The 22,951-nt window shown below is 68.5% G+C and carries 22 protein-coding genes and 1 pseudogene; 18 read left to right on the top strand and 5 right to left on the bottom strand.

The genetic code is table 11. The features are described 5' to 3' along the window. Positions 1-432: 432 nt before the first annotated feature. The 3 genes from HWX55_RS34955 to HWX55_RS34965 form a co-directional block, all read right to left on the bottom strand. A complete protein-coding gene (locus tag HWX55_RS34955; protein ID WP_175978974.1) occupies positions 433-1,137 on the bottom strand; it encodes a glutathione S-transferase N-terminal domain-containing protein in 705 nt (234 codons plus the stop codon). A 228-nt stretch (positions 1,138-1,365) separates the two neighbouring features. Then, positions 1,366-2,490 carry a porin gene (locus tag HWX55_RS34960; RefSeq protein ID WP_175978975.1) on the bottom strand — a complete coding sequence of 375 codons (1,125 nt, stop codon included), beginning with the start codon at positions 2,488-2,490 and terminating at the stop codon, positions 1,366-1,368. 237 nt (positions 2,491-2,727) lie between these two features. Beyond that, positions 2,728-5,421: a LuxR C-terminal-related transcriptional regulator gene (locus HWX55_RS34965; protein ID WP_175978976.1), complete on the bottom strand. Its 2,694-nt coding sequence runs from the start codon at positions 5,419-5,421 to the stop codon at positions 2,728-2,730. A 241-nt stretch (positions 5,422-5,662) separates the two neighbouring features. On the opposite strand from HWX55_RS34965, the gene HWX55_RS34970 reads away from it, so the two are divergent. The 14 genes from HWX55_RS34970 (at position 5,663) to HWX55_RS35035 (ending at position 17,787) form a co-directional block, all read left to right on the top strand. Next, the gene (locus HWX55_RS34970; RefSeq protein WP_175978977.1) at positions 5,663-6,577 is read left to right on the top strand and encodes a hemerythrin domain-containing protein; all 915 of its coding nucleotides are present in this window, start codon (positions 5,663-5,665) and stop codon (positions 6,575-6,577) included. 18 nt (positions 6,578-6,595) lie between these two features. Then, positions 6,596-7,576, top strand: a complete 981-nt coding sequence (locus tag HWX55_RS34975; RefSeq protein ID WP_175978978.1) for a quinone oxidoreductase — start codon at positions 6,596-6,598, stop codon at positions 7,574-7,576. Between the two features lie 10 nt (positions 7,577-7,586). Beyond that, a complete protein-coding gene (locus HWX55_RS34980) occupies positions 7,587-8,435 on the top strand; it encodes a TauD/TfdA family dioxygenase (protein ID WP_175978979.1) in 849 nt (282 codons plus the stop codon). 129 nt (positions 8,436-8,564) lie between these two features. Beyond that, entirely contained in the window at positions 8,565-9,620 is a 1,056-nt protein-coding gene (locus HWX55_RS34985; RefSeq protein WP_175978980.1) for a 3-keto-5-aminohexanoate cleavage protein, read from the top strand. A 161-nt stretch (positions 9,621-9,781) separates the two neighbouring features. Then, on the top strand, positions 9,782-11,110 hold the full coding sequence (locus HWX55_RS34990) for an MFS transporter (RefSeq protein ID WP_175978981.1): 1,329 nt from the start codon (positions 9,782-9,784) through the stop codon (positions 11,108-11,110). A gap of 31 nt (positions 11,111-11,141) precedes the next feature. After that, positions 11,142-11,726: an alpha/beta hydrolase gene (locus HWX55_RS34995; RefSeq protein ID WP_175978982.1), complete on the top strand. Its 585-nt coding sequence runs from the start codon at positions 11,142-11,144 to the stop codon at positions 11,724-11,726. Between the two features lie 141 nt (positions 11,727-11,867). Next, entirely contained in the window at positions 11,868-12,041 is a 174-nt protein-coding gene (locus HWX55_RS35000) for a hypothetical protein (RefSeq protein ID WP_171026897.1), read from the top strand. Position 12,042: 1 nt separating this feature from the next. Beyond that, entirely contained in the window at positions 12,043-12,429 is a 387-nt protein-coding gene (locus HWX55_RS35005; RefSeq protein WP_175978983.1) for a type II toxin-antitoxin system death-on-curing family toxin, read from the top strand. A gap of 290 nt (positions 12,430-12,719) precedes the next feature. Next, positions 12,720-13,886: an extracellular solute-binding protein gene (locus HWX55_RS35010; RefSeq protein WP_175978984.1), complete on the top strand. Its 1,167-nt coding sequence runs from the start codon at positions 12,720-12,722 to the stop codon at positions 13,884-13,886. 50 nt (positions 13,887-13,936) lie between these two features. Continuing rightward, positions 13,937-15,016 (top strand): ABC transporter ATP-binding protein, encoded by a 1,080-nt coding sequence (locus HWX55_RS35015; protein ID WP_175978985.1) that lies wholly within the window; start codon positions 13,937-13,939, stop codon positions 15,014-15,016. Between the two features lie 49 nt (positions 15,017-15,065). Beyond that, positions 15,066-15,938 carry a sugar ABC transporter permease gene (locus HWX55_RS35020; RefSeq protein ID WP_175978986.1) on the top strand — a complete coding sequence of 291 codons (873 nt, stop codon included), beginning with the start codon at positions 15,066-15,068 and terminating at the stop codon, positions 15,936-15,938. Continuing rightward, positions 15,938-16,861, top strand: a complete 924-nt coding sequence (locus tag HWX55_RS35025; RefSeq protein WP_089488443.1) for an ABC transporter permease — start codon at positions 15,938-15,940, stop codon at positions 16,859-16,861. Before HWX55_RS35020 ends, HWX55_RS35025 begins: the two co-directional genes overlap by 1 nt. Before the next feature lie 113 nt (positions 16,862-16,974). Further along, complete coding sequence (locus tag HWX55_RS35030) at positions 16,975-17,412, top strand: hypothetical protein (protein WP_069232658.1); 438 nt, start codon at positions 16,975-16,977, stop codon at positions 17,410-17,412. A 162-nt stretch (positions 17,413-17,574) separates the two neighbouring features. Continuing rightward, positions 17,575-17,787 (top strand): hypothetical protein, encoded by a 213-nt coding sequence (locus HWX55_RS35035; protein WP_175978987.1) that lies wholly within the window; start codon positions 17,575-17,577, stop codon positions 17,785-17,787. Positions 17,788-17,998: 211 nt separating this feature from the next. On the opposite strand, the gene HWX55_RS35040 is transcribed toward HWX55_RS35035, so the two are convergent. After that, positions 17,999-18,964 (bottom strand): D-2-hydroxyacid dehydrogenase, encoded by a 966-nt coding sequence (locus HWX55_RS35040; protein WP_175978988.1) that lies wholly within the window; start codon positions 18,962-18,964, stop codon positions 17,999-18,001. A gap of 259 nt (positions 18,965-19,223) precedes the next feature. On the opposite strand from HWX55_RS35040, the gene HWX55_RS35045 reads away from it, so the two are divergent. The 4 genes from HWX55_RS35045 (at position 19,224) to HWX55_RS35060 (ending at position 22,847) form a co-directional block, all read left to right on the top strand. Further along, entirely contained in the window at positions 19,224-20,414 is a 1,191-nt protein-coding gene (locus HWX55_RS35045; RefSeq protein ID WP_175978989.1) for a CaiB/BaiF CoA-transferase family protein, read from the top strand. 21 nt (positions 20,415-20,435) lie between these two features. Further along, positions 20,436-21,398, top strand: a complete 963-nt coding sequence (locus HWX55_RS35050) for a hydroxymethylglutaryl-CoA lyase (protein WP_175978990.1) — start codon at positions 20,436-20,438, stop codon at positions 21,396-21,398. Between the two features lie 27 nt (positions 21,399-21,425). Beyond that, positions 21,426-21,809, top strand: coding sequence for a VOC family protein (locus HWX55_RS35055; protein ID WP_050012659.1), 384 nt, complete (start codon positions 21,426-21,428; stop codon positions 21,807-21,809). A gap of 210 nt (positions 21,810-22,019) precedes the next feature. Then, positions 22,020-22,847 (top strand): alpha/beta hydrolase, encoded by an 828-nt coding sequence (locus HWX55_RS35060; protein ID WP_175978991.1) that lies wholly within the window; start codon positions 22,020-22,022, stop codon positions 22,845-22,847. Here the strand turns inward: HWX55_RS35060 and HWX55_RS35065 are convergent. Continuing rightward, positions 22,844-22,951: pseudogene (locus tag HWX55_RS35065) on the bottom strand (IS481 family transposase); the annotation flags it as partial. The gene HWX55_RS35060 and the pseudogene HWX55_RS35065 overlap by 4 nt on opposite strands.

Consider the following 22,951-nt stretch of genomic DNA (forward strand, 5'->3'; position numbering starts at 1 on the left):
CGTCGGCATGGTTCCGCCGGCGATCTTTCACCGATTGAGTTCGAGCGGCGCTACGCGTTAAACGGCTCGTGAGTGTCTATGAAACTCTGGCCGGTCCATCATACATGACCACATCTGCATCAAACGCGATCACGCGAATAGGATGCTCTGTCCAGTCCGTTTTGAAAACAGCACCAAGTTCAAGTGGAGGGTAGTTCATGTATGACTAGGCACCTCATACGGTTTCGTGACTGGGAGTGGCCAAAGACCCATACGCAATCATCAACGATCTGGACGTCGAAGTCGACCGACCGTTCATGGCCGTACACCGACAGTCTTCCCAGCGTTCCCCGAAAATTCGTGATGAGCAAAAAAATGCCCACCGCGCATGCGGTGGGCCTGACTCGAGCGTTGCGCGGGCCGCGGGCGGCATGCCCGCTGCCGCCCGGTTGCTCAGCCCCGCGTCGGAATATTGAGCCCGCGCTCCACAGCCGGCCGAGAAACAAACGCGTCGAGCACCCGCTTGACATGCCGGAATTCGCCGAACCCGACCAGATCGCCCGCCTCATAGAAGCCGACCAGGTTCCGCACCCACGGAAAGATCGCAATATCGGCGATCGTATAGGTATCACCCATCACCCACTGACGGTTCGCGAGATGCGCGTCGAGCACGCCGAGCAGGCGCTTCGATTCTGCGACGTAACGGTCGCGCGGGCGCTTGTCCTCATAATCGCGGCCGGCGAACTTGTGGAAGAAGCCGACCTGGCCGAACATCGGCCCGATGCCGCCCATCTGGAACATCACCCACTGGATCGTCTCGTAGCGGCCCGCCAGATCCTTCGGGATCAGCTGGCCCGTCTTGTCCGCGAGATAGATCAGGATCGCGCCCGATTCGAACAGCGGCAGCGGCTGGCCGTCGGGGCCGTTTGGATCGATGATCGCCGGGATCTTGTTGTTCGGGTTCAGCGACAGGAATTCGGGCGACAACTGGTCGTTCGTGTCGAAGCGCACAAGGTGCGGCTCGTACGGCAGGCCGGTTTCCTCGAGCATGATCGACACCTTGACGCCGTTCGGCGTCGGCAGCGAGTAGAGCTGGAGACGGTCGGGATGCTGGGCCGGCCACTTTTGCGTGATCGGGAAGGCGGACAGATCGGGCATGAAGGTTCGCTCGTCGAAGTGGGGAATCTGCGCTCCGCCGGCAGGACGCGCGTCGCTGACAGCCCCTGACACGGCGGGCAGGGACACGACGATCGACAGGCGGGCGGGGCGCGCCGAAGACGCCCACTGTAGCCGATCCCCGCAATCGCTGCAGACAGCGGCCGTGAGTCGCCCCCGGGTGCCGCCGCGCGCGCCTCGCGCCGCGCCATGCGGCACCGCGCCACACCATCAGAAGTTGTGCCGCAGCCCGACCATCGCGGCCGTCGTGCCGACGCCGGGCGCGACCGGCTGCCCATACACGAGCATCTGGGCCATCGTCCCGCGATTGTTCACGTGGCCGACCTGCGCGTAGACCATCGTCCGCTTCGACAGGCTGTAGTCGGCCGCGAGCACGACCGCCGTCGACTTGTTCGCCGAGACGTTGCGATCCTTCAGGTAATACACGGCCGAGCTCACCTGCAGGAAAGGCGTAAAGCGGTAGCCGACGCCGGCCGACAGCATGTCGAGGTTGACCTTGTCCGCATGCGACGGATTCCGGCCGTTGCCGTACGACGCCGACACCGAGAAATCGCGGATCGTGTATTTCGCGCCGACGTAGAAGAAGCGATTGTTATCGACGCCGGTCGGCGCGACGCCCGGAGCCGGGTTCGTGTCGTGACCGTTGTAGTAGACGGCCGACAGGTTCAGCCCGTCGTTCGCATACTTGAGCACGACCGATTCGCGCGTGCCGCCCTGGAATTGCCCCGCGACGCCGCCCGGCGCGTATTCGAGCGCGATCGACGCGCCCGCGAACGTCGGCGACTGGTAGACGAGCGCATTGCTGTCGTACAGCGCGCCGATCGAGCCGTTGGTGCTCGTCCCCGGCCAGCCGGCCGCCGTGTTCAGGCCGAGCCACGCGGTCAGCACGCTGCCGAAGAACTGCGCATTGCGCACGTCGGTGTCGGCCATCGCATAGATCATTGGCACGATCTGGCGGCCGGCCGTGAACGTGCCGAACGGGCCCGACACGCCGAGCGACGCGACCTGGTTGAAGATCGCGACGGCACCCGGCGTGTCGCTCAGCTGCAGCCTGCCGGTACCGCTGTCGAACGAGCCCTGCAGCTTGAAGTTGATCTTGTAGCCGCCGCCGATGTCCTCGCTGCCGCGGATGCCCCAGAAGCTCGAATAGATGCCGCCGTCCTTCATCCGGAACACCTTGCCGGTGTTCGGCGCGCTGGGGCTGAACGACGCGGCCGACGTGCTCTGGTACAGCAGCCCCGTGTCGATCACGCCGTACAGCGTGACGGAGGATTGCGCATGCGCGAGCGCCGAACAGCCGGCAAGCGCCGCGAGCGCGGCCAGTTTCGTCTTCATCGAAGTCTCCAGGATCGTCATTGGACCGGACGGGATCGAGCCCGGCCGGGTAAAGCGGGCAAAGCGAAGAAGCAGCGAGGCAGGCGGGAAGGCGCGACATGCACGCCGGGGCGAGCCGTGCGGAAAGACTACGCAACGACGGACGGCCGCTCCCCCCCATGCGCGGGGGGCAGGGTTGCGGAGAATCGAAGCGAGGCGGACAGCTACGCCGCTATGGGCGGCCGGCTCGGACAGGCGTCAAGGCGCGTTTTCAAGCAGCCCAAGCACCAGCGCGCGGCGCACCGCATGCTTGCGCGAGCTCGCGTCGAGCTTGCCAAACAGGTTCTTCAGGTGCCACTTCACGGTTTCCTCGCCGACGGCGAGCGCGACCGCGATCTCCTTGTTCGACAGGTTGCGCGCGAGCAGCTCGAGGATCGCACGCTCCTTCGGCGTCAGCACGACGCTCGGCACCGCGCGCGGGCTCGCCGCACCGCGCGGAGCGGGCGGCACGATGCGCGGCTGCGGCAGCGCGTGCCGCGCGGGGCCGTCGCCGGCGGCCGCCTCGTCGCCGACGCGGCGCGCCCAGTCGGCCACGGCCGGATGCGCATCGGCGAGCGTGCGTGTGAGGCCGAACATGTCCGCGAGGTTCATCGCCTCGTCGAGCAGCGCACGGCCGCCGCGCCCCGACTGGTCGAGCGCGAACGCGCTGAGCGCCATGATCTCGATGCGCTCGCGGCCCATGCTCATTTCGCGGGCCAGCACGGCGGCTTCGTCGAGCGCCGCGCATGCGTCGTCCCAGCGGCGCGCGGCCAGCGCCGCATACGCATGCGCGCTCGCCTGCAGCAACACGACGGGGCGCCGCCACAGCGGCCCGTGCGCCGGAAATTCGGCCGCGGCGATCGCATCGATCCGCTCGACCAGTGCGTGGCACGTCGCCTCGCGATAACGCGCCGCGTGAATGCGCACCTGCTCGGCGACGCTCGCGACCGACAGGCGCGGCAGCCGGCGCGCAACACCCATCGCGTCGAGCGCCTCGAGCAAGTCGATCGCGCGATGCTCGACGCCGCGCAGCAGCGCGATGCGCGCGGCCGTGCGATAGCCGAGCAGCACGGTGTCGGGCGTGCCCGCGTGTTCGAGCACGTCGAGCCGGTTCGCGAGCAGCGCGGCGGCCTGGTCGACGCGATCGGCCTCGTAGGCGATCGCCGCGCACATCGCCGCGAGCATGCAGGTCAGCGGATGGCGCCGCCCGAGATCGGCTTCCGCGCGCGCCAATGCCGGCGACAGCACGTCGTCCGCGAGCCGGATCTGGCCTTCGCGCAGGTAGCTCAGGCCGGCGATCAGTTCGCCCCAGCGCGCGACGTAGCCGAATCCGGCCGCCGTCTCGCCGCGCGGCGCGGCCTGCTGGAAGCGACGCGCCTGCGCCGGTTCGCCGACGATAATCGCGCGCGCCGACAGCCGGTTCGCATGCATTTGCGCGAGCCACGTCGCCGCCGGCGGCGTGAAGTCGGCCCACGGCTCGAACAGTTCGACGAAGCGATCGATTTCGTCGGCGTAATACGCGGCCGCGCTGAGGATCAGCGCGCATTCGTAGCGCATCGCGGCCGGCGTGCCGTCGTCGGCCAGGATGCCCGCGATCTGGCGCCGCGCCTCGACATGGCGCTCGCCGAGCGCCAGCGCCCACGCAACCGCGATCCGCAGCGTCGGGCGCTTGTCGAGCTCCGCATCGGGTAGCAGCGCGAGCCAGTCGAGCACGTCGTTGATGCGGCCCTGCTTGATCGCATCCTCGAGGCAGCGCTGCGCGAGCGCGTACGCGGTCTCGACCTGGCCGGCCGCATACGCGTGGCGCGCGGCTTCCTCGGTCATCCCGTGCGCGTCGAGCCAGCCCGCCGCGCGAGCGTGTAGCGTGCTGCGCTCGGCGTCGGGGCGCGCGGCCAGCCGATCGCGCAGCGTGTCGCGCACGAGCGGGTGCAGCCGGCACCAGTCCGAATCGTCCGATGCGATGAACAGCGGCGTGTCGCGGGCGAGCCGTGCGAGACGGTCGGGCGCGTGCGGGTCGTCGAGCAGCGCCGCGCACAGCGACGGATGCAGGCGATCGGCGACGCTCGTGCGCGTCAGGAACGCGGTGTCGTCGGCCGACAGGTTCGCGAGCAGCAGCTCGACGAGCCGGTCGCGCGTGCCGTCCACGCGGGCGGCGAGCGCATCGACCGCCTGGCGCGGATCGGCCGAGCGCGCCATCGCGGCCATCGCGAGCTGCAGCCCGAGCGGCCAGCCGTCGACGCGCTCGAACAGCCGCGCGCACGCATCGGCGTCCACCCGCTGCGCGAAGCGCGCGCCGACCAGCGCGATCGTCTCGTCGAGCGTGAAACGCAGCCAGTCGGGGCCTGCCAGCGTGCATTGGCCGCATGCGAGCAGGTCGCCGGCCGCGTGATCGAGCCCGCGCCGCGCCGCGACGACGACATGCAGGTTCTGCGGCGCGTTGTGCAGCACGTAGGTCAGCGCATCGAGACCGGCGGCCGGCAGCCGCTCCGCGTCGTCGACGATCAGCAACGCCTCCATCGACAGTTGCGCGACCTCGGCCAGCCACGCGGTCAGCCCGTCCAGCGCACGCGCCGCGCCGCCCGGGATCAACCGTCCGAAGCCTGGCCGCGCGCAGCCGGTCCGCACCGCCTGCACGAGCCCCTGCAGCAGCCGCGGCGCGTCGTCGCGCTCGTCGGCCGACACCCACACGACCGCGCGGCCGAGCGCGACGGTTTCGCGGCGCCATTGCGCGAGCAGCGAGGTCTTGCCGTAACCGGCTGGCGCCTGCACCAGCGTGACCGGGCGACCGCCGAACGCCGGTGCGGCAAGGCTCAGCCGCGCACGCGCGAGCAGCTGCGCCGGCACGCGCGGCGCGGTCGTCTTCAGCACGAGTTCGGTGGGGGGCGCGTCGGCGCGATCGGGTGGGTAGGCCATCGGGGCAGCAGTGGGGTCCGGCGCGGCCACGCGGGCCAGCGTCCGGGGTGGGCTTGGCGGAAGGATCGGTCGAACCGCGTTCGCGCGTCAATCCCCCCCGCGCCGAGTGGGGCCGCCCGGGCGCGGCGTCGATAGCATGGGTTCCGATGCATGACGAACGCCACGAGGAGGGCACCCATGAAGATCGTATCGACCGGCGCGAAGCGTCACGCGCCGATCGCCGGATAAGCGGAGCGGCACGATGTACCGCCATCTGCTCGTGACGGTCGACGGCGCGCCCGGCGGCATCGACGCGATCGGCGATGCGCTCGAACTGGCGCGCGCGGTCGGTGCCCGGGTCACGTTCGTGCTGTCCGCCGCCGCGCCGGACTCGCGTTTATCCGGAGCGCGGCTGCCCGGACACGGTGCGAAAGTGGAAGCCGCCGCGCGGGCGCAGGGCTTGTCCCATGCGATCGCTGGGGCCGGCCATCCGGGGGCCGGCGACGCATCGCCGGGCGCGCTCGCCGACGAGCTCGGCTGCGACCTGATCGGCGTCGCCGCGCTGCCGCCCGACGCCGATGCGGCGGCCCGCGCACGGCGGCAGCAGTTGCTCGCGACGAGCGGCGTGCCGGTGCTCGTGTGCCCGTCGCACCGGGCGCCCGCCGCGGCGCGCGTGATCGCGCGTTGTCTCGATGCGCATCGCGCGGTCGGTGTGCTGCTGGACGCGCTAATGGCGTCCGGCGACGCCGCGCACGAGCAGCGGCAAGCGGCTGATGCGCGGGATGCGCTGGCGTCGCTCGCCGCACTGCAGAACGCCCGCTTCGGCACGGCCGACGAAGCCCGGCTCTTCGCGGCACTGCGCGTTCGCGCGGAGTGCGTCGCGGCCGAACTGGATGAACTCGACCGCCAGCGGCAGCGCGACACGCAAGCCCTCGGCGCGCTCGCCCGGCTCGCCGAAGACGGGCTGCCGTCGGCCGCGTTCGACACCGCGCTGGCCCGCTATGCGCACGGCGCGTTCGAGCAGATGGGACGGATGGAAGGCGTGATTTTCCCGGCCGCGCGGCGCTACCTCGGCGACGCCGACTGGGCCGGACTGGACGAACCGCTGGCGGACGGCGCAGCCGCGACGCCGCCACGCACGAACGAACCCGCCGATGCGCGCCGCGCATCGGACTGACGACTTACGGAGAACAAGATGGCTCATGCAGTGCGATTCCACGAAACCGGCGGCCCCGACGTGCTGCGCTGGGAGGCGGTCGACGTCGGCGATCCGGGCCCCGGCCAGGTGCGCCTGCGGCACGAGGCGGTCGGCCTGAACTTCGCCGACACGTATTTCCGCAGCGGCCTGTATCCGGTGCCGCTGCCGGCCGGCATCGGCGTCGAGGCGGCCGGCGTGGTCGAGGCCGTCGGCCCCGGCGTGACGAACGTCGCCGCCGGCGACCGCGTGACGTACACGGGCTTTCTGAACACGCTCGGCGCGTACAGCACCGAACGGCTGATCGCGGCCGCGCCGCTCGTCCGGCTGCCGGCCGGCATCGCGTGCGACACGGCCGCCGCGATGACGATGCGCGGCCTCACGTCGGCCTACCTGCTGCGCCGCATCCACGCGTTCGCGCCGGGCGACACGATCCTGCTGCACGCGGCCGCCGGCGGCGTCGGGCTGATCGTGTCGCAATGGGCGAAGCTGCTGGGGCTCACGGTGATCGGCACCGTCTCCAGCGAACACAAGGCCGCGATCGCCCGCGCGCACGGCTGCGACCATACGATCGACTACAGCCGCGAGGACGTCGCGAAGCGCGTGCGCGAACTGACGGACGGCGCGGGTGTCGACGTCGTGTTCGACAGCGTCGGCAAGGACACCTTCGAAGGCTCGCTCGATTCGCTGAAGCGGCGCGGGCTGATGGTGTGCGTCGGCACCGCGTCGGGCCCGATCCCGCCGTTCGATCCGCAGCGCCTCGCGATGAAGGGCTCGCTGTACCTGACGCGCCCGGCGCTGGCCGACTACATCGCCGATCCGGCCGAGAAGAACGACCTGGCCGGCGAACTGTTCGCGCACGTCGCGGCCGGCCGCATCCGGATCGAGATCAACCAGCGCTATGCGCTGCAGGACGCCGCGCAGGCGCACCGCGATCTCGAATCGCGCAAGACCACCGGTTCATCGGTGTTCATCGTCTGAGGAGGCGCGCATGCGAGTCGAACCCCTGACCTGTGCGATCGGTGCGGAGCTGCTCGGCGTGAACCTCGCCGACGCCGTGCACGACGACGGCCTGTTCGCCGAGATCCGCGCGCAACTGCTCCGGCACCGCGTGCTGTTCCTGCGCGACCAGGACATCACGCGCGCCGAGCACGTCGCGTTCGCGCGGCGCTTCGGCGAACTCGAGGATCATCCGGTCGCCGGCAGCGATCCCGAGCACCCGGGGCTCGTGCGGATCTACAAGTCGCCCGACCAGCCGAACGACCACTACGAGAATGCGTGGCACAGCGATGCGAGCTGGCGCGTGGCGCCGCCGTTCGGCTGCGTGCTGCGCTGCATCGACGGTCCGCCGGTTGGCGGCGACACGATGTGGGCGAATATGGTGCTCGCGTACGAGCGCCTGCCGGACCACGTGAAGCAGCAGATCGCGGACTTGCGCGCGCGCCACAGCATCGAGGCGAGCTTCGGCGCGGCGATGCCGATCGACAAGCGCCTCGCGCTGAAGGCACAGTATCCGGACGCCAAGCATCCGGTCGTGCGCACGCATCCGGAAACCGGCGAGAAGGTGCTGTACGTGAACGCGTTCGCGACGCATTTCACGAACTTCCACACGCCGGCGCGGGTGCGCTTCGGGCAGGACGCGAACCCCGGCGCCGGCCAGTTGCTGCAGTACCTGATCAGCCAGGCCTATATCCCCGAATACCAGGTGCGCTGGCGCTGGAAGAAGAACAGCGTCGCGATCTGGGACAACCGCAGTACGCAGCATTACGCGGTGATGGACTACCCGCCGTGCGTGCGCCGGATGGAGCGCGCGGGCATCGTCGGCGACGTGCCGTTCTGAGCACGACCGCGGCTTAACCGATTCGCCACCCGATACACGCCGCGCCGGGCTCGCCGCCCGGCGCGGCGGGGTACGCACGCCTGTACGCGTCGTACGCCCGACACACAACGATTCCCACTGGAGGACGACATGCAATTTCTCGACGATTCGCTGCACCCGGAAAACCAGGACAAGGTGGTCATCACGGTCGCGCCGTACGGCCCCGAATGGATGCCCGCCGATTTTCCGGAAGACATTCCGGTGACGATGGACGAGCACGTGCAGAAGGCCGTCGACTGCTATAACGCGGGCGCGACGGTGCTGCACCTGCACGTGCGCGAGCTCGACGGCAAGGGCAGCAAGCGGCTGTCGAAATTCAACGAGCTGCTCGACCGGCTGCGCGAGGCGGTGCCCGACATGATCCTGCAGGTCGGCGGCTCGATCTCGTTCGCGCCGGAAGGCGACGGCGCCGAGGCGAAATGGCTGTCCGACGACACGCGCCACATGCTCGCCGAGCTGACGCCGAAGCCCGACCAGGTGACGGTCGCGATCAACACCGTGCAGATGAACATCACCGAGCTGATGAGCCGCAAGGACATCGCCGGCACGTCGCTGAACGAAAACGCGCTGTGGGACGCCTATCGCGAGATGACGGTGCCGGCCGGCCCCGGCTGGGTCGACGAGCACCTGCGCCGCCTGCAGGCGGCCGGTATCCAGCCGCATTTCCAGCTCACCGGCATGCACGCGCTCGAAACGCTCGAACGGATCATTCGGCGCGGCGTCTATCGCGGCCCGCTGAACGTCACATGGGTCGGCATCGGCGGCGGTTTCGACGGCCCGAATCCGTACAACTTCATGGAATTCGTGCGGCGTTGCCCGGACGGCGCGTGCATCACGCTCGAATCGCTGATGAAGAACGTGCTGCCGATCAACACGGTCGCGATGGCGCTCGGCCTGCATCCGCGCTGCGGGATCGAGGACACGATCATCGACCAGAAGGGCAACCGGATGACGTCGGTGCAACAGGTCGAGCAGTGCGTGCGGATCGCCCGCGAACTCGGCCGCGAGATCGCGACCGGCAATGAAGCGAAGGCGATCTACCGGATCGGCGTGCAGTACGACGGCGTCGACGAAACGCTCGCGCAGCTCGGGATGGCGCCGAACCGCCGGCCGGGCCAGGTGAGCGTGCCGCTGCGCGCAGCCTGACGCATAGCGCACCGGGCGGCCCGCGAGCGCCGCCCGCCGATCGATGTGGCGCGGCACCCATCCTCGCGTATCGGTATGGCGCGAGGCAAGCTCCGCGAAACGGAGCGGGGCCGCGCAAGCCGCGCCGGCGCATTGCCGCCCCGGCGCCGGAGGAGACACGCATGTTGATTCATCACGTCGAGCCGTCGCTGCAGGACCTGACGGCCACCGAGCGGCGCGCGCCTGCGTATGCGTGGCTCGTGTTCGGGTTGACCGTCGGGCTGCTGCTGTCCGACTACATGTCGCGGCAGGTGCTCAATGCAGTGTTTCCGCTGCTCAAGCACGCATGGGCGCTGTCGGACACGCAGCTCGGTTCGCTGTCCGGCGTCGTCGCGCTGCTGGTCGGGCTGCTGACGTTCCCGCTGTCGGTGCTGGCCGACCGCTTCGGGCGCGTGCGCAGCATCGTGCTGATGGCCGCGTTGTGGAGCGTCGCGACGCTCGGCTGCGCGCTGTCGACCAACTACGCGGAGATGCTGGTCGCGCGCGGCCTCGTCGGGCTCGGCGAAGCCGCGTACGGCAGCGTCGGCGTCGCGCTGATCCTCAGCATCTTTCCGGCGCGGCTGCGCGCGACGCTGACCGGCGCGTTCATGGCCGGCGGCGCATTCGGTTCCGTGTTCGGGATGGCGCTCGGCGGGCTGGTCGGCGCGCATCTCGGCTGGCGCTGGTCGTTCGGCGTGATGGCCGCGCTCGGCATCGTGCTGCTCGTCGCGTATCGCTGCGCGGTGACCGAGCGGCGGCTCGCCGCATACCGCGTCGAACCGTGCCGGCGCGATGCCGACGCGCCGCGCGACCTGCGCGGCAGCGTGCGCGCGCTGATGTCGGGGCTGTTCGCGTCGCGCTCGGTGATCTGCGCGTATGTCGCCAGCGGGCTGCACCTGTTCGTGCCCGGCGCGCTGTTCGCATGGCTGCCGAGCTACCTGAACCGCTATTACGCGATGGCGCCCGACCGCGCGGCCGTCGTCGCGGCCGGCTTCGTGCTGCTCGCGGGCGTCGGGATGGTCGGCTGCGGCATCGTCACCGACCGCGTCGGGCGGGCCGACGGCTCGCGCAAATGGCTGACCGCGATCGCGTATTGCGTGCTCACCGGCGCGTGCCTCGCGGTCGCGTTCCGGCTGCCGCCCGGGCCGCTGCAGCTCGCGCTGATCTGCGCGGGCATGCTGGTCGGCGCGGGCGCGTCCGGCGCATCGGGCGCGATGGTCGCGAACCTGACGCCGGCCGCGATCCACGCGTCCGCGTTCGCGACGCTCACGCTCGCGAACAACCTGCTCGGCATGGCGCCGGGCCCGCTGCTGACCGGGTGGGCGGCCGATCGCGCCGGGCTCGTCGGCGCACTGCAATGGATTCCCGTCGTGCCGCTCGCGGCGGCCGTGCTGTTCGCGGTCGGACGCGCGAGCTATGCGGCCGATCTCGCGCGCGTCGAACGCGAACGGCGCGCGACACGACTTTCCTGAACTTTCTTCCCGCACGCTTCCTGGAGGCTGCATGACCCTGGCGACCGCACCCACCATCCTGATCGTGCCCGGCTTGCGCGATCACGTCGAAGACCACTGGCAGACGCATCTCGAACGACGCGTGCCGAACGCACGCTCCGTCGCGCCGCTCGACGCCGACAAACTGAGCCGCGCCGTGCGCGTCGCGGCACTCGATGCGGCGCTGGCCGCGATCGACGGGCCGGTAATCCTCGTTGCACACAGCGCGGGCGTGATGATCGTCGCGCACTGGGCACGGCAGGCCCCACGCACGATTCACGGTGCGCTGCTCGCGGCGCCGGCCGATCTCGATACGCCGATGCCCGAAGGCTATCCGACGCCCGACGCGCTGGCTGCGCACGGCTGGACCCCGGTGCCGACCGGGCCGCTGCCGTTCCCGAGCATCGTCGCCGCGAGCCGCAACGATCCGCTCGCACGCTTCGAGCGCGTCGAGCGGCTGGCGGCAGGCTGGGGCAGCCGGCTCATCGATCTCGGCGAGGTCGGGCACCTGAACCCGGCGGCCGGCTACGGCGAGTGGCGTGATGCGGAGCGGTGGATTGGCGAAGTGGCGGCGCTCGGGGGTAGTCATTCCGGCTGAAGAAATTGACGTTCACGCACCGTTCACGACTTTCCACTGTCATTGACCGACTTGTCTGGTGCTATGATTTGTGGACGTGCGGTGCCGCGTGAAAATGCGGAATAAACCACTGATTGTTATCGTTTTTAATGGAATGCCATCATGGCCCCAAAAAGAAAGGTGCTGTACGGGGTTGAACTGAAACCCCGCACGATTATTCGTCCCACGACCGAGGTCAAGGCTTCGACCGAAGCCGAGAAAAGCGATGTCCTTCGAGCAGCCCGGAAAGTCATTTCCGAACACCGGGACGTGCTGATCGCATTGAAGGACCGCTGATTTGCTGGATCTCGATTACGTCATCACCATCCACGACGAAATCATTCGAGACCTCGGCGGTCTGAGCGGGTTTGCGCATGCCGGGCGTGGCGGTGTCGAAGCCGCGTTGCACCGGGTTGAAAATCACGTCCATTACGCCGGTCTCGACGACGTGTTCGGCATTGCGGCGACTTATGCCGTCGCGATCGCGCGCGGCCATGTATTCAACGACGCAAACAAGCGCACCGGGCTGACGTGTGCATTGACGTACATGGAGAGACAAGGCATCTCGATGCCCCGTCTGGCCGATCTCGAGGATCTCATGGTTGACGTTGCGGACGGCAGCGTCACGAGCGAAGAACTGGCCGAGTATTTCAGTGCGGTCTGGGAAAGTTTGGTTTCTCGCTGAGGCGGCCCATCGATTCATCCTTCTGCGGTGTCCTCGCCGTAACTGCCCGTCGATCACTCTGCAAACAACCGCTCGGAAGAATCAGGCTTTCGCCGTTCGTACGTCGACATATGACGTCTTAACACACACCGTGTGACATACCGGCGCTTCCTGGACCTTGCTGTCGTTGAAGCTTTTTGTCAGGGAAAGTCCCGCCCCGCATCCGGTGGTTTTTTGTTGACCGACATCGTATAACGCCGTCATGATTTCCTGACAAGAAAGGTCCCATCCACCGACCGAAGTGAAGAGACATGAACACCACCCCGATCGCTCGCCGTGTCCGCCGGATCGCACTCGCCCTGGGCTTCGCGCTGTCGGCCGCAGGAGCCGCTGCCGCCCCCGTATCGCTGAACATCGTCGACGTCGCAGGCAACCTGCAGCTCACGCAGAAGGCCATCGAGGCGTTCAAGGAGAAGAACCCGACCCTCGTCGCGAACGTCACGTTCACGAACGCGCCGGCGCCGCAGTTGCCGGGCAAGATCAAGGCGATGCAGGCGGCGGGGCGCTCCGACATCGATCTCGTGCTGACGGGCACCGACGCGCTGGCCGCCGGCATCGAACAGAACCTGTGGCAGAAGCTCCTGCCCGACAACGCGGCCGCGCTCCCCGGCGTGCTCGACAAGTACGCGCCCGGCCCGCGCAAGATGCAGGATCTGGCGCAGGGCTTCGGCCTCGAAGTCACCTACATGCCGGCCGGCCCGTTGCTCGAATACAACCCGGCGAAGGTCTCCGACCCGCCGAAGACGCCCGACCAGTTGCTCGCATGGTGCAAGGCGCATCCGAACAAGCTGATCTATGCGCGCCCGGCGAACTCGGGCCCCGGCCGTACGTTCCTGATGGGGCTGCCGTACGTGCTCGGCGACAAGAATCCGCAGGACCCGATCAACGGTTGGGACAAGACCTGGGCATTCCTGAAACAGTTGAACGACTGCGTACCGTATTACCCGGGCGGCACGTCGGCGGTGATGAAGGAGCTTGGCGAAGGCACGCGCGACATGACCGTGACCGTCACCGGCTGGGATCTCAATCCGCGCGCGCTCGGCATCGTACCGGCCGAATTCAAAGTCCAGGCGTTCGACAACATGACGTGGGTCAACGACGCACACTACATGGTGATCCCGAAGGGCGTGCCGAAGGAAAAGCTCGACGTGCTGTTCAAGCTGATGAATTTCCTGCTCGAGCCGGCGCAGCAGGCGATGACCTACGACGACGGCTACTTCTATCCGGGCCCGGCGGTGAAGGGCGTGACGCTCGAGATGGCGCCGGCGCACAGCCAGGAAGTGATCAGGAAATTCGGCCGCCCCGAATACGCGAAGCTGCTCGCCGATCGCCCGCACGTGCAGCCGCTCAACGCGCAGGCGATGGTCGCCGCGTTCCAGAAATGGGACCGCGAGATCGGTTCGCAGAAATCGAAATAACGCATGAACCCGCGGGCGCTCGGGCGCCCGCGCCGACGGAGTTCGCGTAAATGAAGCACAGTTTCGAACGGTTGCGGCTCGACGGCGTGTGCCGCAGTTTCACCAATGCGCAAGGCGCGCAGGTTGCCGCGCTGAACGGCCTCGACCTCGAGATCCGGCGCGGCGAATTCATCGCGCTGCTCGGCCCGTCGGGCTGCGGCAAATCGACCGCGCTGAACTGCATCGCCGGGCTGCAGCCGCTCACGCGCGGCGGCATCTGGCTCGACGACACGCGCATCGACGTGCTGCCGCCCGAGCGTCGCGGCTTCGGGATGGTGTTCCAGAACTACGCGTTGTTTCCGCACATGTCGGTGCTCGACAACGTCGGCTTCGGCCTCAAGATGCGCGGCGTGGCGAAGCAGGAAACGCGGCGGCGCGCGCAGCAGGCGCTCGAACTCGTGCAGTTGGTCGGTCACGAAGGCAAGCTGCCCGGGCAACTGTCGGGCGGCCAGCAGCAGCGCGTCGCGATCGCGCGCGCGATCGTGATCGAGCCGCCGCTCGTACTGATGGACGAGCCGCTGTCGAACCTCGACACCAAACTGCGCATCGAGATGCGCGCCGAGATCCGCCGCATCCACACCCAGCTCGAACGCGCGACGATCTACGTGACGCACGACCAGGACGAGGCGCTGTCGATGGCCGACCGCATCGTCGTGATGAAGGAGGGCGTCGTGCAGCAGGTCGCGTCGCCGAAGGACGTCTACACGCGTCCGCACAACCTGCACGTCGCGCGCTTCATGGGCTATCGCAATGTGCTGCCGTTCACGCTCGAAGGGATGGCCGGCGACGGCGTTCGAGTGACAGCAGGTGGCGTGCGCCTCCTCGGCGTGCCGATGGCCGGCTTCGACGCGAAGGACGTCGTGATCGCGCTGCGCCCCGACGACATCGAGCGCGCGGAAGCGGGTGCCGACAATGCGTTCGACGCGACCGTCGAGACGGTCGAATACGGCGGCCGCGACTCCCTGATCCGCGCGATCACGCCGTTCGGCCCAATCTGGGCGCGCGTGGCCGGCGAGTTCGCGGAAGGGGCGGCGCTGCGGCTGCGCGTGGCGCCGGCGCGCACGCTCGTCTATGCGGGAGACGTGCAATGAACGGGCTGCGCCAATCGGCATGCGCGGGAGTACCTCGCCCGGAGGCCGCATGAGCACGCTCGCGACCGGCGGCACGCCGCGCGATGCGAAGGCGTGGCTCGTCACGCCGGCGCTCGCGTTCATCGCCGCGCTGTTCATCTATCCGTTCGCGTACGGCCTCGTGCTGTCGTTCCAGCCGACGAACGGCGGCGGCGCGCTCGCGAACTACGTGCAGTTCTTCACCGACACCGCGATGTGGCCGACCGTGCTCGTCACGCTGAAGCTCGCGGTGCCGGCGACGCTGCTCAACGTCGGCATCGCGGTACCCGTCGCGTTCGCGCTGCGCCGCAGTTCGCCGTACCAGAAGTTCGTCACGACGCTGCTCGTGATTCCCGTCACGCTCGGCACGGTGCTCGTCGCCGACGGGATGCTCACGTATTTCGGGCCGAACGGCTGGTTTCCGCAGGCGCTGCAGGGGCTGCACCTGTACACCGACGAAGTGCGCCTCACGCACAACTACTGGGGCGTGCTGCTGTCGCTGATCGTGTCGGGCTTTCCGTTCGCGTTCCTGCTGATGCTGTCGTACATCAGCGGCATCGACCCGACGCTCGCGCGCGCGGCCGCGACGCTCGGCGCGAACCCGTGGCAGCAGTTTCGCCGGATCTACCTGCCGCTGCTCGTGCCGGGGCTCACGATGGCCGCGTGCCTGTCGTTCGTGCAGGCGTTCTCGGTGTTCCCGTCGGCCGTGCTGCTCGGCGCGCCGGCCGGCCCGACGCGCGTGATCTCGATCGCGGCGGCCGAAGCCGCGTTCGAGAGCTACGACTATTCGCTCGCGTCGGCGATCGCGATCGTGATGGGCTTCGTGCAGCTGCTGGTGGTCGCGTCGATGCTCGGCGCGCGCCGCTTCTTCTATACGGGTGCGGTCACGGGAGGCAAGGGCTGATGGCGACCGATAATCATGCCGCTCGCACGTGGCCGCCGAAGCACGACGCGCCCGATGCGCGGCCCGTCGACGCAAGGGAACCGCACCGGATGAAAAGCAATCTCGCCGGCCGCGCATGGAAGGCGCTCGTCTGGGGGCTGATGGCGTTCTTCCTGTTGAACGTGATGCTGCTGATCGCGACCGTCGCGGTGAACTCGGTGGCGACGCGCTGGTTCGGCACGCCGCTGCCGCAGGGCTTCACGCTGCACTGGTATGCGAAGGCGTGGGAAGACTTCCAGCTCGCGAGCGTGCTGTGGGTGACCGTCGAGGTCGTCGGCGCGGTCGTGCTGCTGTCGATCGCGCTCGGCGTGCCGGCCGCGTATGCGCTCGCGCGCGTGCAGTTTCGCGGCAAGCGCTTCGCGCTGCTGGTGTTCCTGCTGCCGCTGATGGTGCCGCCCGTCACCTACGGGATTCCGATGGCGACCGTGATGTACAAGATCGGGCTGGCGGGCACGCTGCCGGGCGTGATCCTGGCGAACCTCGTGCCGGCGCTGCCGTTCGTGATCCTCGTGATGACGCCGTTCATCGAGCAGATCGACCCGAATCTCGAAGCCGCCGCGCGCATCTTCGGCGCAAACACGTCGCGCTATTTCCGCTACGTGCTGCTGCCGCTGCTCGTGCCCGGCATGCTCGCGGCCGGGTTGCTCGTGCTGGTGCGCACGATCGGGATGTTCGAGCTGACGTTCTTCACCGCGGGGCCGAGCACGCAGACGCTCGTCGTCGCGCTGTATTACGCGGTGTTCTCGACCGGCGTGCGCGCGCCGCAGTCGATCGACGCGATGGCGATGATCTACATGGCCATCACGCTCGTGTGGGTCGTGATCGCGCTGCAGTTCGTCAGTCCGACCCAGCTCGTGAGCCGCGTGAAGCAGGAGCGGCAGTAGGCAAGGGCGGCAACGGACGCGCCGGGCCGCCGTGCAATTGGTTACAAATGGATACCGCGCACGATACGCGGACGTTGCAGACTACGCGGCGTTCACCCGATCGACGAATATCCATGAAGTTTCACACGCTGCTGACACTCGCCGGCGCCTCGACGCTGCTGGCCGCCTGCAATCTGCTCCACGACGGTCCCGGATCGAGCGACGTCGACGCCGCCGTGCGCCGCGCGCTCGAGGCCGAAAACCACGGCGGGTTGAACGCGCTGTTCGGCCAGCCGTTGCCCGTGTCGGCCGACGTCGTGTCGGCGAAACCCGACGGCGACTGCAAGAAGCTCGGCGACCGCACGTACTCGTGCGACGTCGTGGTCACGTGGCGGAATGCCGATTATTCGCCGTCGCGCGCGAACCTGACCTTCGTGAAGGCGGCCGACGGCTCATGGCAGACGTCGGGCGTCGACGCGGCGCTCGTGACGGGCACCGCGAAGTCATTGATCGACCATATCGGCAAGGCTTGGCCGGGCAATGCGGCGAGCGGCGCGTCGGCGGCGGAGTGACGCGAGGGCGGCCAGCCTGGACCGCACTGCTGCTTTTTCCCGATAAAAAAGGGCGCGAGCATCGCGCCTATCTCGTTTGAACGCATCCTCGGTATGCAGACAGGCTTATAGGGAAAACCCTTATCTCAAGGTATAATTCCGGCCATGAGAGAAAGGTCATACATGCCTGAACGCTTCCAAACCCTTGAAAAATTTGTGTTTTCCCTCGTCGTGATGTCTGCCGTCGTGTGCTCGGCCTTCCTCGCGTACGAGCGTCACCCCGAGATCAAGATCGCGCTGCACGAAGGCGAAGCGCTGACGCGCGAGAGCGCCAAGTATTCGGTCATCTGCTCGCCGTCCAAGGTCGACCCTTGCGTCGAGATGTCCGCTTACTGAGCCGGCTTTCCGCTTTTCGGGCTTGCGCGGCGTCACTGCCGGTCTCAATGCCCTGAAGTCGTCTCGTCACGTATTCGGAAACCGGCGCAAGACAGCGGCGAATGTACGAACCCGTTACGTGCCGAGTCGCCCGCATAAGCAGCCTCGCATCCAGTCGGCCCCGCTTCGAGCAATCGAGCGGGGCCGTTCTGTTTGTGCATGTCTGCGCGTATCACACGACATGCCGCGGCTCGCCACCGACGAACGCGGCGACGTTGTCCACGAGCTGATCGGCCAGCGCCTGCATCGCTTCGTCACTGGCCCATGCGACATGCGGTGTCAGGATGAACGCCGGATGCGACAGGATCGCGTGAAACGGATGCGCGGCCGGCAGCGGCTCCTGCGTAACCACGTCGAACCCCGCGCCCGCGATCTGCCCCGACTGCAACGCGTCGACGAGCGCGCTTTCGTCCACGAGCCCGCCGCGCGCGGTATTGATCAGCAGCGGCCGGCGCGCCATCCGCGCGAACGCATGTGCGTCGATCAGATGCCGCGTCGCGGGCGTGAGCGGGCAGTGCAGCGTGATCACGTCGCTGACGCGCAGCAGCGTGTCGAGCGGCGCATAACCGTCGCCCGCTGCGTCGTCGTGCGCGGCGAACAACACGCGCATGTCGAGCGCCCGCGCGATGGCGGCCACCGCACGCCCGAGCACGCCGTCGCCGACGATCCCGAGCGTCGAACCGGCCAGGTCGCGAATCGGATGATCGAAGAAGCAGAACTGCCCGCTGTCGAGCCAGCGCCCGCCACGTACCGCGTCGCGATACGCGACGAGGCTGCGGCGCAGCGCGAAGATCAGCGCGAACGTGTGCTCGGGCACCGTCCGCACCGCATAGCCGCGAATATTGCTCACGACGATGCCGCGTGCCGCACAGGTATCGAGATCGACGATATCGGTGCCGGTCGCGGCGATCGCGATCATGCGCAACCGCCGCGCGTCGGCGACGGTTGTCGCGTCGAGCCGCACCTTGTTCGTCACGACGATGTCCGCATCGCGGATGCGCGCCGCGACTTCGTGCGCGGCCGTCCGATCGAACGTCTGCACCACGTGCGGAAACGGAAACGGCTTCAGCACGGTCTGCGGCGACAGCGTCGCGCGATCGAGGAACACGATCTTCGCGGGAGAAGAAACGGAAAACATGGCGGGTCTCGCTGACAGGCGCCCGGCGGCGCGGAACGGATCCGATTCTGCACGCGGCGCGCGCGCCGTCGTTTGACCGTTGCCGGAGCGTGCTTTCCCGGATGGAAAGGCTGGCGCGTCACACCTGGCCGATACCGTGCTCGCGCCGTCGTCCGCCTTTCCGTTTCGGAAAGTCTGGTTGACCATCGATCGATTTTCGCCGGGCGCGAACGCCGTCATGATCGCCGTCATCGACAACACGATTTCATCGGAGACAGTCATGACACGCCCCCTGGACGGCATCCGCGTGCTGGAACTTGGCCAACTGATCGCCGGGCCGTTCGCGGGCCGGATGCTCGCCGAATTCGGCGCGGAGGTCATCAAGGTCGAGCCGCCCGGCGTCGGCGATCCGCTGCGCAAATGGCGGCTGCTGCACGACGGCACGTCGGTCTGGTGGGCCGCGCAGTCGCGCAACAAAACCTCGCTCACGCTCGACCTGCGCACGCCCGAAGGGCAGGACGTCGTGCGCCGCCTCGTCGCCGACACCGACGTGCTGATCGAAAACTTCCGGCCCGGCACGCTCGAAGGCTGGGGGCTCGGCTGGGACGCGCTGTCCGCGATCAACCCGGGGCTCGTGATGCTGCGCGTGTCGGGCTTCGGGCAGACGGGCCCGTATCGCGACCGCCCCGGCTTCGGCGTGATCGCCGAGGCGATGGGCGGCCTGCGCCACCTGACCGGCGAGCCGGGCCGCACGCCGGTACGCGTCGGCATCTCGCTCGGCGATTCGCTGTCCGCGCTGCACGGCGTGATCGGCGTGCTGCTCGCGTTGCGGCATCGCGAACAGCAGGGCGGCAAGGGACAGGTCGTCGACGTCGCGCTGTACGAATCGGTGTTCAACATGATGGAAAGCCTGCTGCCCGAATATGCGGCGTTCGGCGCGGTGCGCGAGCCGGCCGGCAGCAGCCTGCCGGGCATCGCACCGACCAACGCGTACCGCTGCCGCGACGGCCGGTACGCGCTGATCGCCGGCAACGGCGACAGCATCTTCCGGCGGCTGATGGAACTGATCGGCCGGCCCGATCTCGGCAACGATCCGGCGCTCGCGCACAACGACGGGCGCGTCGCCCAGGTCGCGCGCATCGATGCGGCGATCGGCGAATGGAGCGCGCGTCACGACCTCGACGACGTGCTCGCCGCGCTGAACGACGCGCGCATTCCGTCCGGCCGCATCTACGACGTGGCCGACATCGCGGCCGATCCGCACTACCGTGCGCGGGACATGATCGTCGACGCCGCGCTGCCCGACGGCACCCCGGTGCTCGTGCCGGGCATCGTGCCGAAACTCGACGCGACGCCCGGGCGCATCGAGCGGCCGGCGCCCGCGCTCGGCGCGGATACCGATGCGGTGCTCGAATCGCTCGGCGTCGACGCGGCGACCCGTGACGACTGGCGCACGCGCGGCGTGATCTGAAACGACCACCGGGACGAAGACATGAACCCCCATCCGCAACGACTCCATATTCACGAAGTCGCGACCCGCGACGGTTTCCAGAACGAAGCGGCGTTCGTCGACACCGACGACAAGATCGCGCTCGTCGACGCGCTGAGCGCCTGCGGCTACGCGAAGATCGAGGTCACGTCGTTCACGTCGCCGAAGGCGATTCCCGCGCTGCGCGATGCGGAGGCCGTGATGCACGGCATCGCGCGCGCGCCGGGCGTCGTCTATACGGTGCTCGTGCCGAACGTGCGCGGCGCCGAGCGCGCGCTGTCGTGCGGCGTCGACGAGGTCAACCTCGTGATGTCGATGAGCGAGAGCCACAACCGCGCGAACCTGCGGATGACGCGCGAGCAGTCGTTCGCGCAGTTGCGCGACGTGATCGACGCGGTGCGCGGCACGGGTGTCGCGATCAACGTGTCGCTGTCGACCGCGATGGGCTGCCCGATGGAAGGCGACGTGCCGGCTGAAACGGTGCTCGCGTGGATGCAGCGTTTCGCGGATCTCGGCGTGCACGGCTTCACGCTGTGCGACACGACGGGCATGGCGTTTCCGTCGCAGGTGCGCGACTTGTCGCGCCGCGCACGCGAGCGCTTCCACGCGTTGCAGCTCACGCTGCACTTTCACAACACGCGCGGGATGGCGCTCGCGAACACGCTCGCGGCGCTCGACGCCGGCATCGACCGCTTCGATGCGTCGCTCGGCGGGCTCGGCGGCTGCCCGTATGCGCCGGGCGCGACCGGCAACGCGTGCACCGAGGAACTCGTGCACATGCTCGAACTCGACGGCTACGAGACGGGCATCGATCTTGCGGCCGTGCTCGCCGCGTCGGCGCGGCTGCCCGCGCTGATCGGGCACGACGTGCCGAGCCAGCTCCTGAAGGCCGGGCGTCGCTCGGACCTTCATCCGCCCCCGCGCGCCGATACCTGCGACATGCCCGCGCAACGCGCTTTCTCGTGAACGTCAACAGAAACAGGAGCGAATCCCATGGCGCTGATCGACCACCTCGATCATCTCGTGCTGACCTGCGTCGATCCGGAGCGGACGAAGCATTTCTACACCGAGGTGTTGCAGATGCAGCTCGACACCTTCGGCGCGGGCCGGCTCGCGTTCCGTTTCGGTAACCAGAAGATCAACCTGCACGTGCGCGGCGCGGAATTCGAGCCGAAAGCGCACGTGCCGGTGCCGGGCGCGCTCGATCTGTGCTTCATCGCGTCGGTCCCGCTCGACGACGTGATCGCGCACCTGCGGCGCGTCGATTGGCCGATCGTCGAAGGGCCCGTCGAACGCACGGGCGCGACGCAGAAGATCCGCTCGGTGTACGTGCGCGATCCCGACCTGAACCTGATCGAAATCTCCGAACCGATCTGACCGGCCGCGCGAGCACCGGCACGCTGCGCGCACGCCGCCACAGTCCTTCGCCGAAAGCGGACAGGCGCGCGCCGCGCCCGCCGATTCCGGATAGCCGTGCGCGGCCGCGCTGCGGATAATGGCGCCACGGCGTCGGCGCGGCCGCCGCCTTCGCCGCGCACGGAACCCACCGGCCGCGCGCATCCGCAACCCGATCCAGGCGCTTTCCGAATGACGATCCTCTATCGCGGCATGGACCGCACGGCGCTCGACGCCGCGTACCTGAACACGAAGGCCGTTCCCGATTTCCCCGCGTTGCTGGCGTCATGCCAGACGCGCAGCGCGGCGCTGTACGCGGCAACGCCCGGCCGGCGCAACCTGCGTTACGGCGCGCAACCCGCGCAGCGCTTCGACTGGCTGCCGTGCGGACAGCCCGACGCGCCGCTGTTCGTGTTCATTCACGGCGGCTACTGGCAGCACTGCACGAAAGAGGATTTCGCGTATGCGGCGAGCGGGCCGCTCGCGCGCGGCTACGACGTCGTGCTCGCCGAATACACGCTCGCGCCGGTCGCGACGATGACCGATATCGTCGGCGAGATCGGCGCGCTGCTCGACCATCTCGCGGCCGACCGCGACGGCCTCGGCACCGCGGGGCGGCCGATCCACCTGAGCGGCCATTCGGCGGGTGGCCACCTGACGGCCATGCATCGCGCGCATCCGGCCGTCGTGTCGGCACTCGCGATCAGCCCGCTCGTCGATCTCGAACCGATCGCGCTGTGCTGCCTGAACGACAAGCTGCAGCTCACCGCGCGCGAAGTCGACGCATACAGTCCGCTGCGTCACATCGGGCCCGGCGCCCCGACCGTCATCGCGGTCGGCGACGCCGAACTGCCCGAACTCATCCGGCAAGCAGACGAATACGCGACGGCGTGCGAAGCCGCCGGCGAGCGGATCACCCGCATATGGCTGCGCGGCATGCAGCACTTCGCGGTGCTCGACGATCTCGCGACGCCGGACGGCGCGATGCTCGCCGCCTTGCATGCAATCGCGCCGCGCTAGCTGTGAAGCGTCAAGAGGTTGTTTCTCGACGCAGGAAGTCTCGCCATCGGCGCAATGCCGCCGATGGCGCTATGAGCTCGATGCCAGTTGTAGTGATGCTGCCA

Source organism: Burkholderia sp. BCC1047, assembly GCF_902833155.1.
Taxonomy (GTDB): Bacteria; Pseudomonadota; Gammaproteobacteria; order Burkholderiales; family Burkholderiaceae; genus Burkholderia; species Burkholderia sola.

What these genes read in the sequence shown, in the direction of transcription:
- HWX55_RS35045 (WP_175978989.1), top strand. Translation starts at nt 19,224, where the DNA reads ATGACACGCCCCCTGGACGGCATCCGCGTGCTGGAACTTGGCCAACTG.
- HWX55_RS35010 (WP_175978984.1), top strand. Translation starts at nt 12,720, where the DNA reads ATGAACACCACCCCGATCGCTCGCCGTGTCCGCCGGATCGCACTCGCC.
- HWX55_RS34975 (WP_175978978.1), top strand. Translation starts at nt 6,596, where the DNA reads ATGGCTCATGCAGTGCGATTCCACGAAACCGGCGGCCCCGACGTGCTG.
- HWX55_RS35020 (WP_175978986.1), top strand. Translation starts at nt 15,066, where the DNA reads ATGAGCACGCTCGCGACCGGCGGCACGCCGCGCGATGCGAAGGCGTGG.
- HWX55_RS34995 (WP_175978982.1), top strand. Translation starts at nt 11,142, where the DNA reads ATGACCCTGGCGACCGCACCCACCATCCTGATCGTGCCCGGCTTGCGC.
- HWX55_RS35050 (WP_175978990.1), top strand. Translation starts at nt 20,436, where the DNA reads ATGAACCCCCATCCGCAACGACTCCATATTCACGAAGTCGCGACCCGC.
- HWX55_RS34960 (WP_175978975.1), bottom strand. Translation starts at nt 2,490, where the DNA reads ATGAAGACGAAACTGGCCGCGCTCGCGGCGCTTGCCGGCTGTTCGGCG.
- HWX55_RS35030 (WP_069232658.1), top strand. Translation starts at nt 16,975, where the DNA reads ATGAAGTTTCACACGCTGCTGACACTCGCCGGCGCCTCGACGCTGCTG.
- HWX55_RS34985 (WP_175978980.1), top strand. Translation starts at nt 8,565, where the DNA reads ATGCAATTTCTCGACGATTCGCTGCACCCGGAAAACCAGGACAAGGTG.
- HWX55_RS34970 (WP_175978977.1), top strand. Translation starts at nt 5,663, where the DNA reads ATGTACCGCCATCTGCTCGTGACGGTCGACGGCGCGCCCGGCGGCATC.
- HWX55_RS34965 (WP_175978976.1), bottom strand. Translation starts at nt 5,421, where the DNA reads ATGGCCTACCCACCCGATCGCGCCGACGCGCCCCCCACCGAACTCGTG.
- HWX55_RS35035 (WP_175978987.1), top strand. Translation starts at nt 17,575, where the DNA reads ATGCCTGAACGCTTCCAAACCCTTGAAAAATTTGTGTTTTCCCTCGTC.
- HWX55_RS35015 (WP_175978985.1), top strand. Translation starts at nt 13,937, where the DNA reads ATGAAGCACAGTTTCGAACGGTTGCGGCTCGACGGCGTGTGCCGCAGT.
- HWX55_RS34980 (WP_175978979.1), top strand. Translation starts at nt 7,587, where the DNA reads ATGCGAGTCGAACCCCTGACCTGTGCGATCGGTGCGGAGCTGCTCGGC.
- HWX55_RS35060 (WP_175978991.1), top strand. Translation starts at nt 22,020, where the DNA reads ATGACGATCCTCTATCGCGGCATGGACCGCACGGCGCTCGACGCCGCG.
- HWX55_RS35025 (WP_089488443.1), top strand. Translation starts at nt 15,938, where the DNA reads ATGGCGACCGATAATCATGCCGCTCGCACGTGGCCGCCGAAGCACGAC.
- HWX55_RS35040 (WP_175978988.1), bottom strand. Translation starts at nt 18,964, where the DNA reads ATGTTTTCCGTTTCTTCTCCCGCGAAGATCGTGTTCCTCGATCGCGCG.
- HWX55_RS35000 (WP_171026897.1), top strand. Translation starts at nt 11,868, where the DNA reads ATGGCCCCAAAAAGAAAGGTGCTGTACGGGGTTGAACTGAAACCCCGC.
- HWX55_RS35055 (WP_050012659.1), top strand. Translation starts at nt 21,426, where the DNA reads ATGGCGCTGATCGACCACCTCGATCATCTCGTGCTGACCTGCGTCGAT.
- HWX55_RS34990 (WP_175978981.1), top strand. Translation starts at nt 9,782, where the DNA reads ATGTTGATTCATCACGTCGAGCCGTCGCTGCAGGACCTGACGGCCACC.
- HWX55_RS34955 (WP_175978974.1), bottom strand. Translation starts at nt 1,137, where the DNA reads ATGCCCGATCTGTCCGCCTTCCCGATCACGCAAAAGTGGCCGGCCCAG.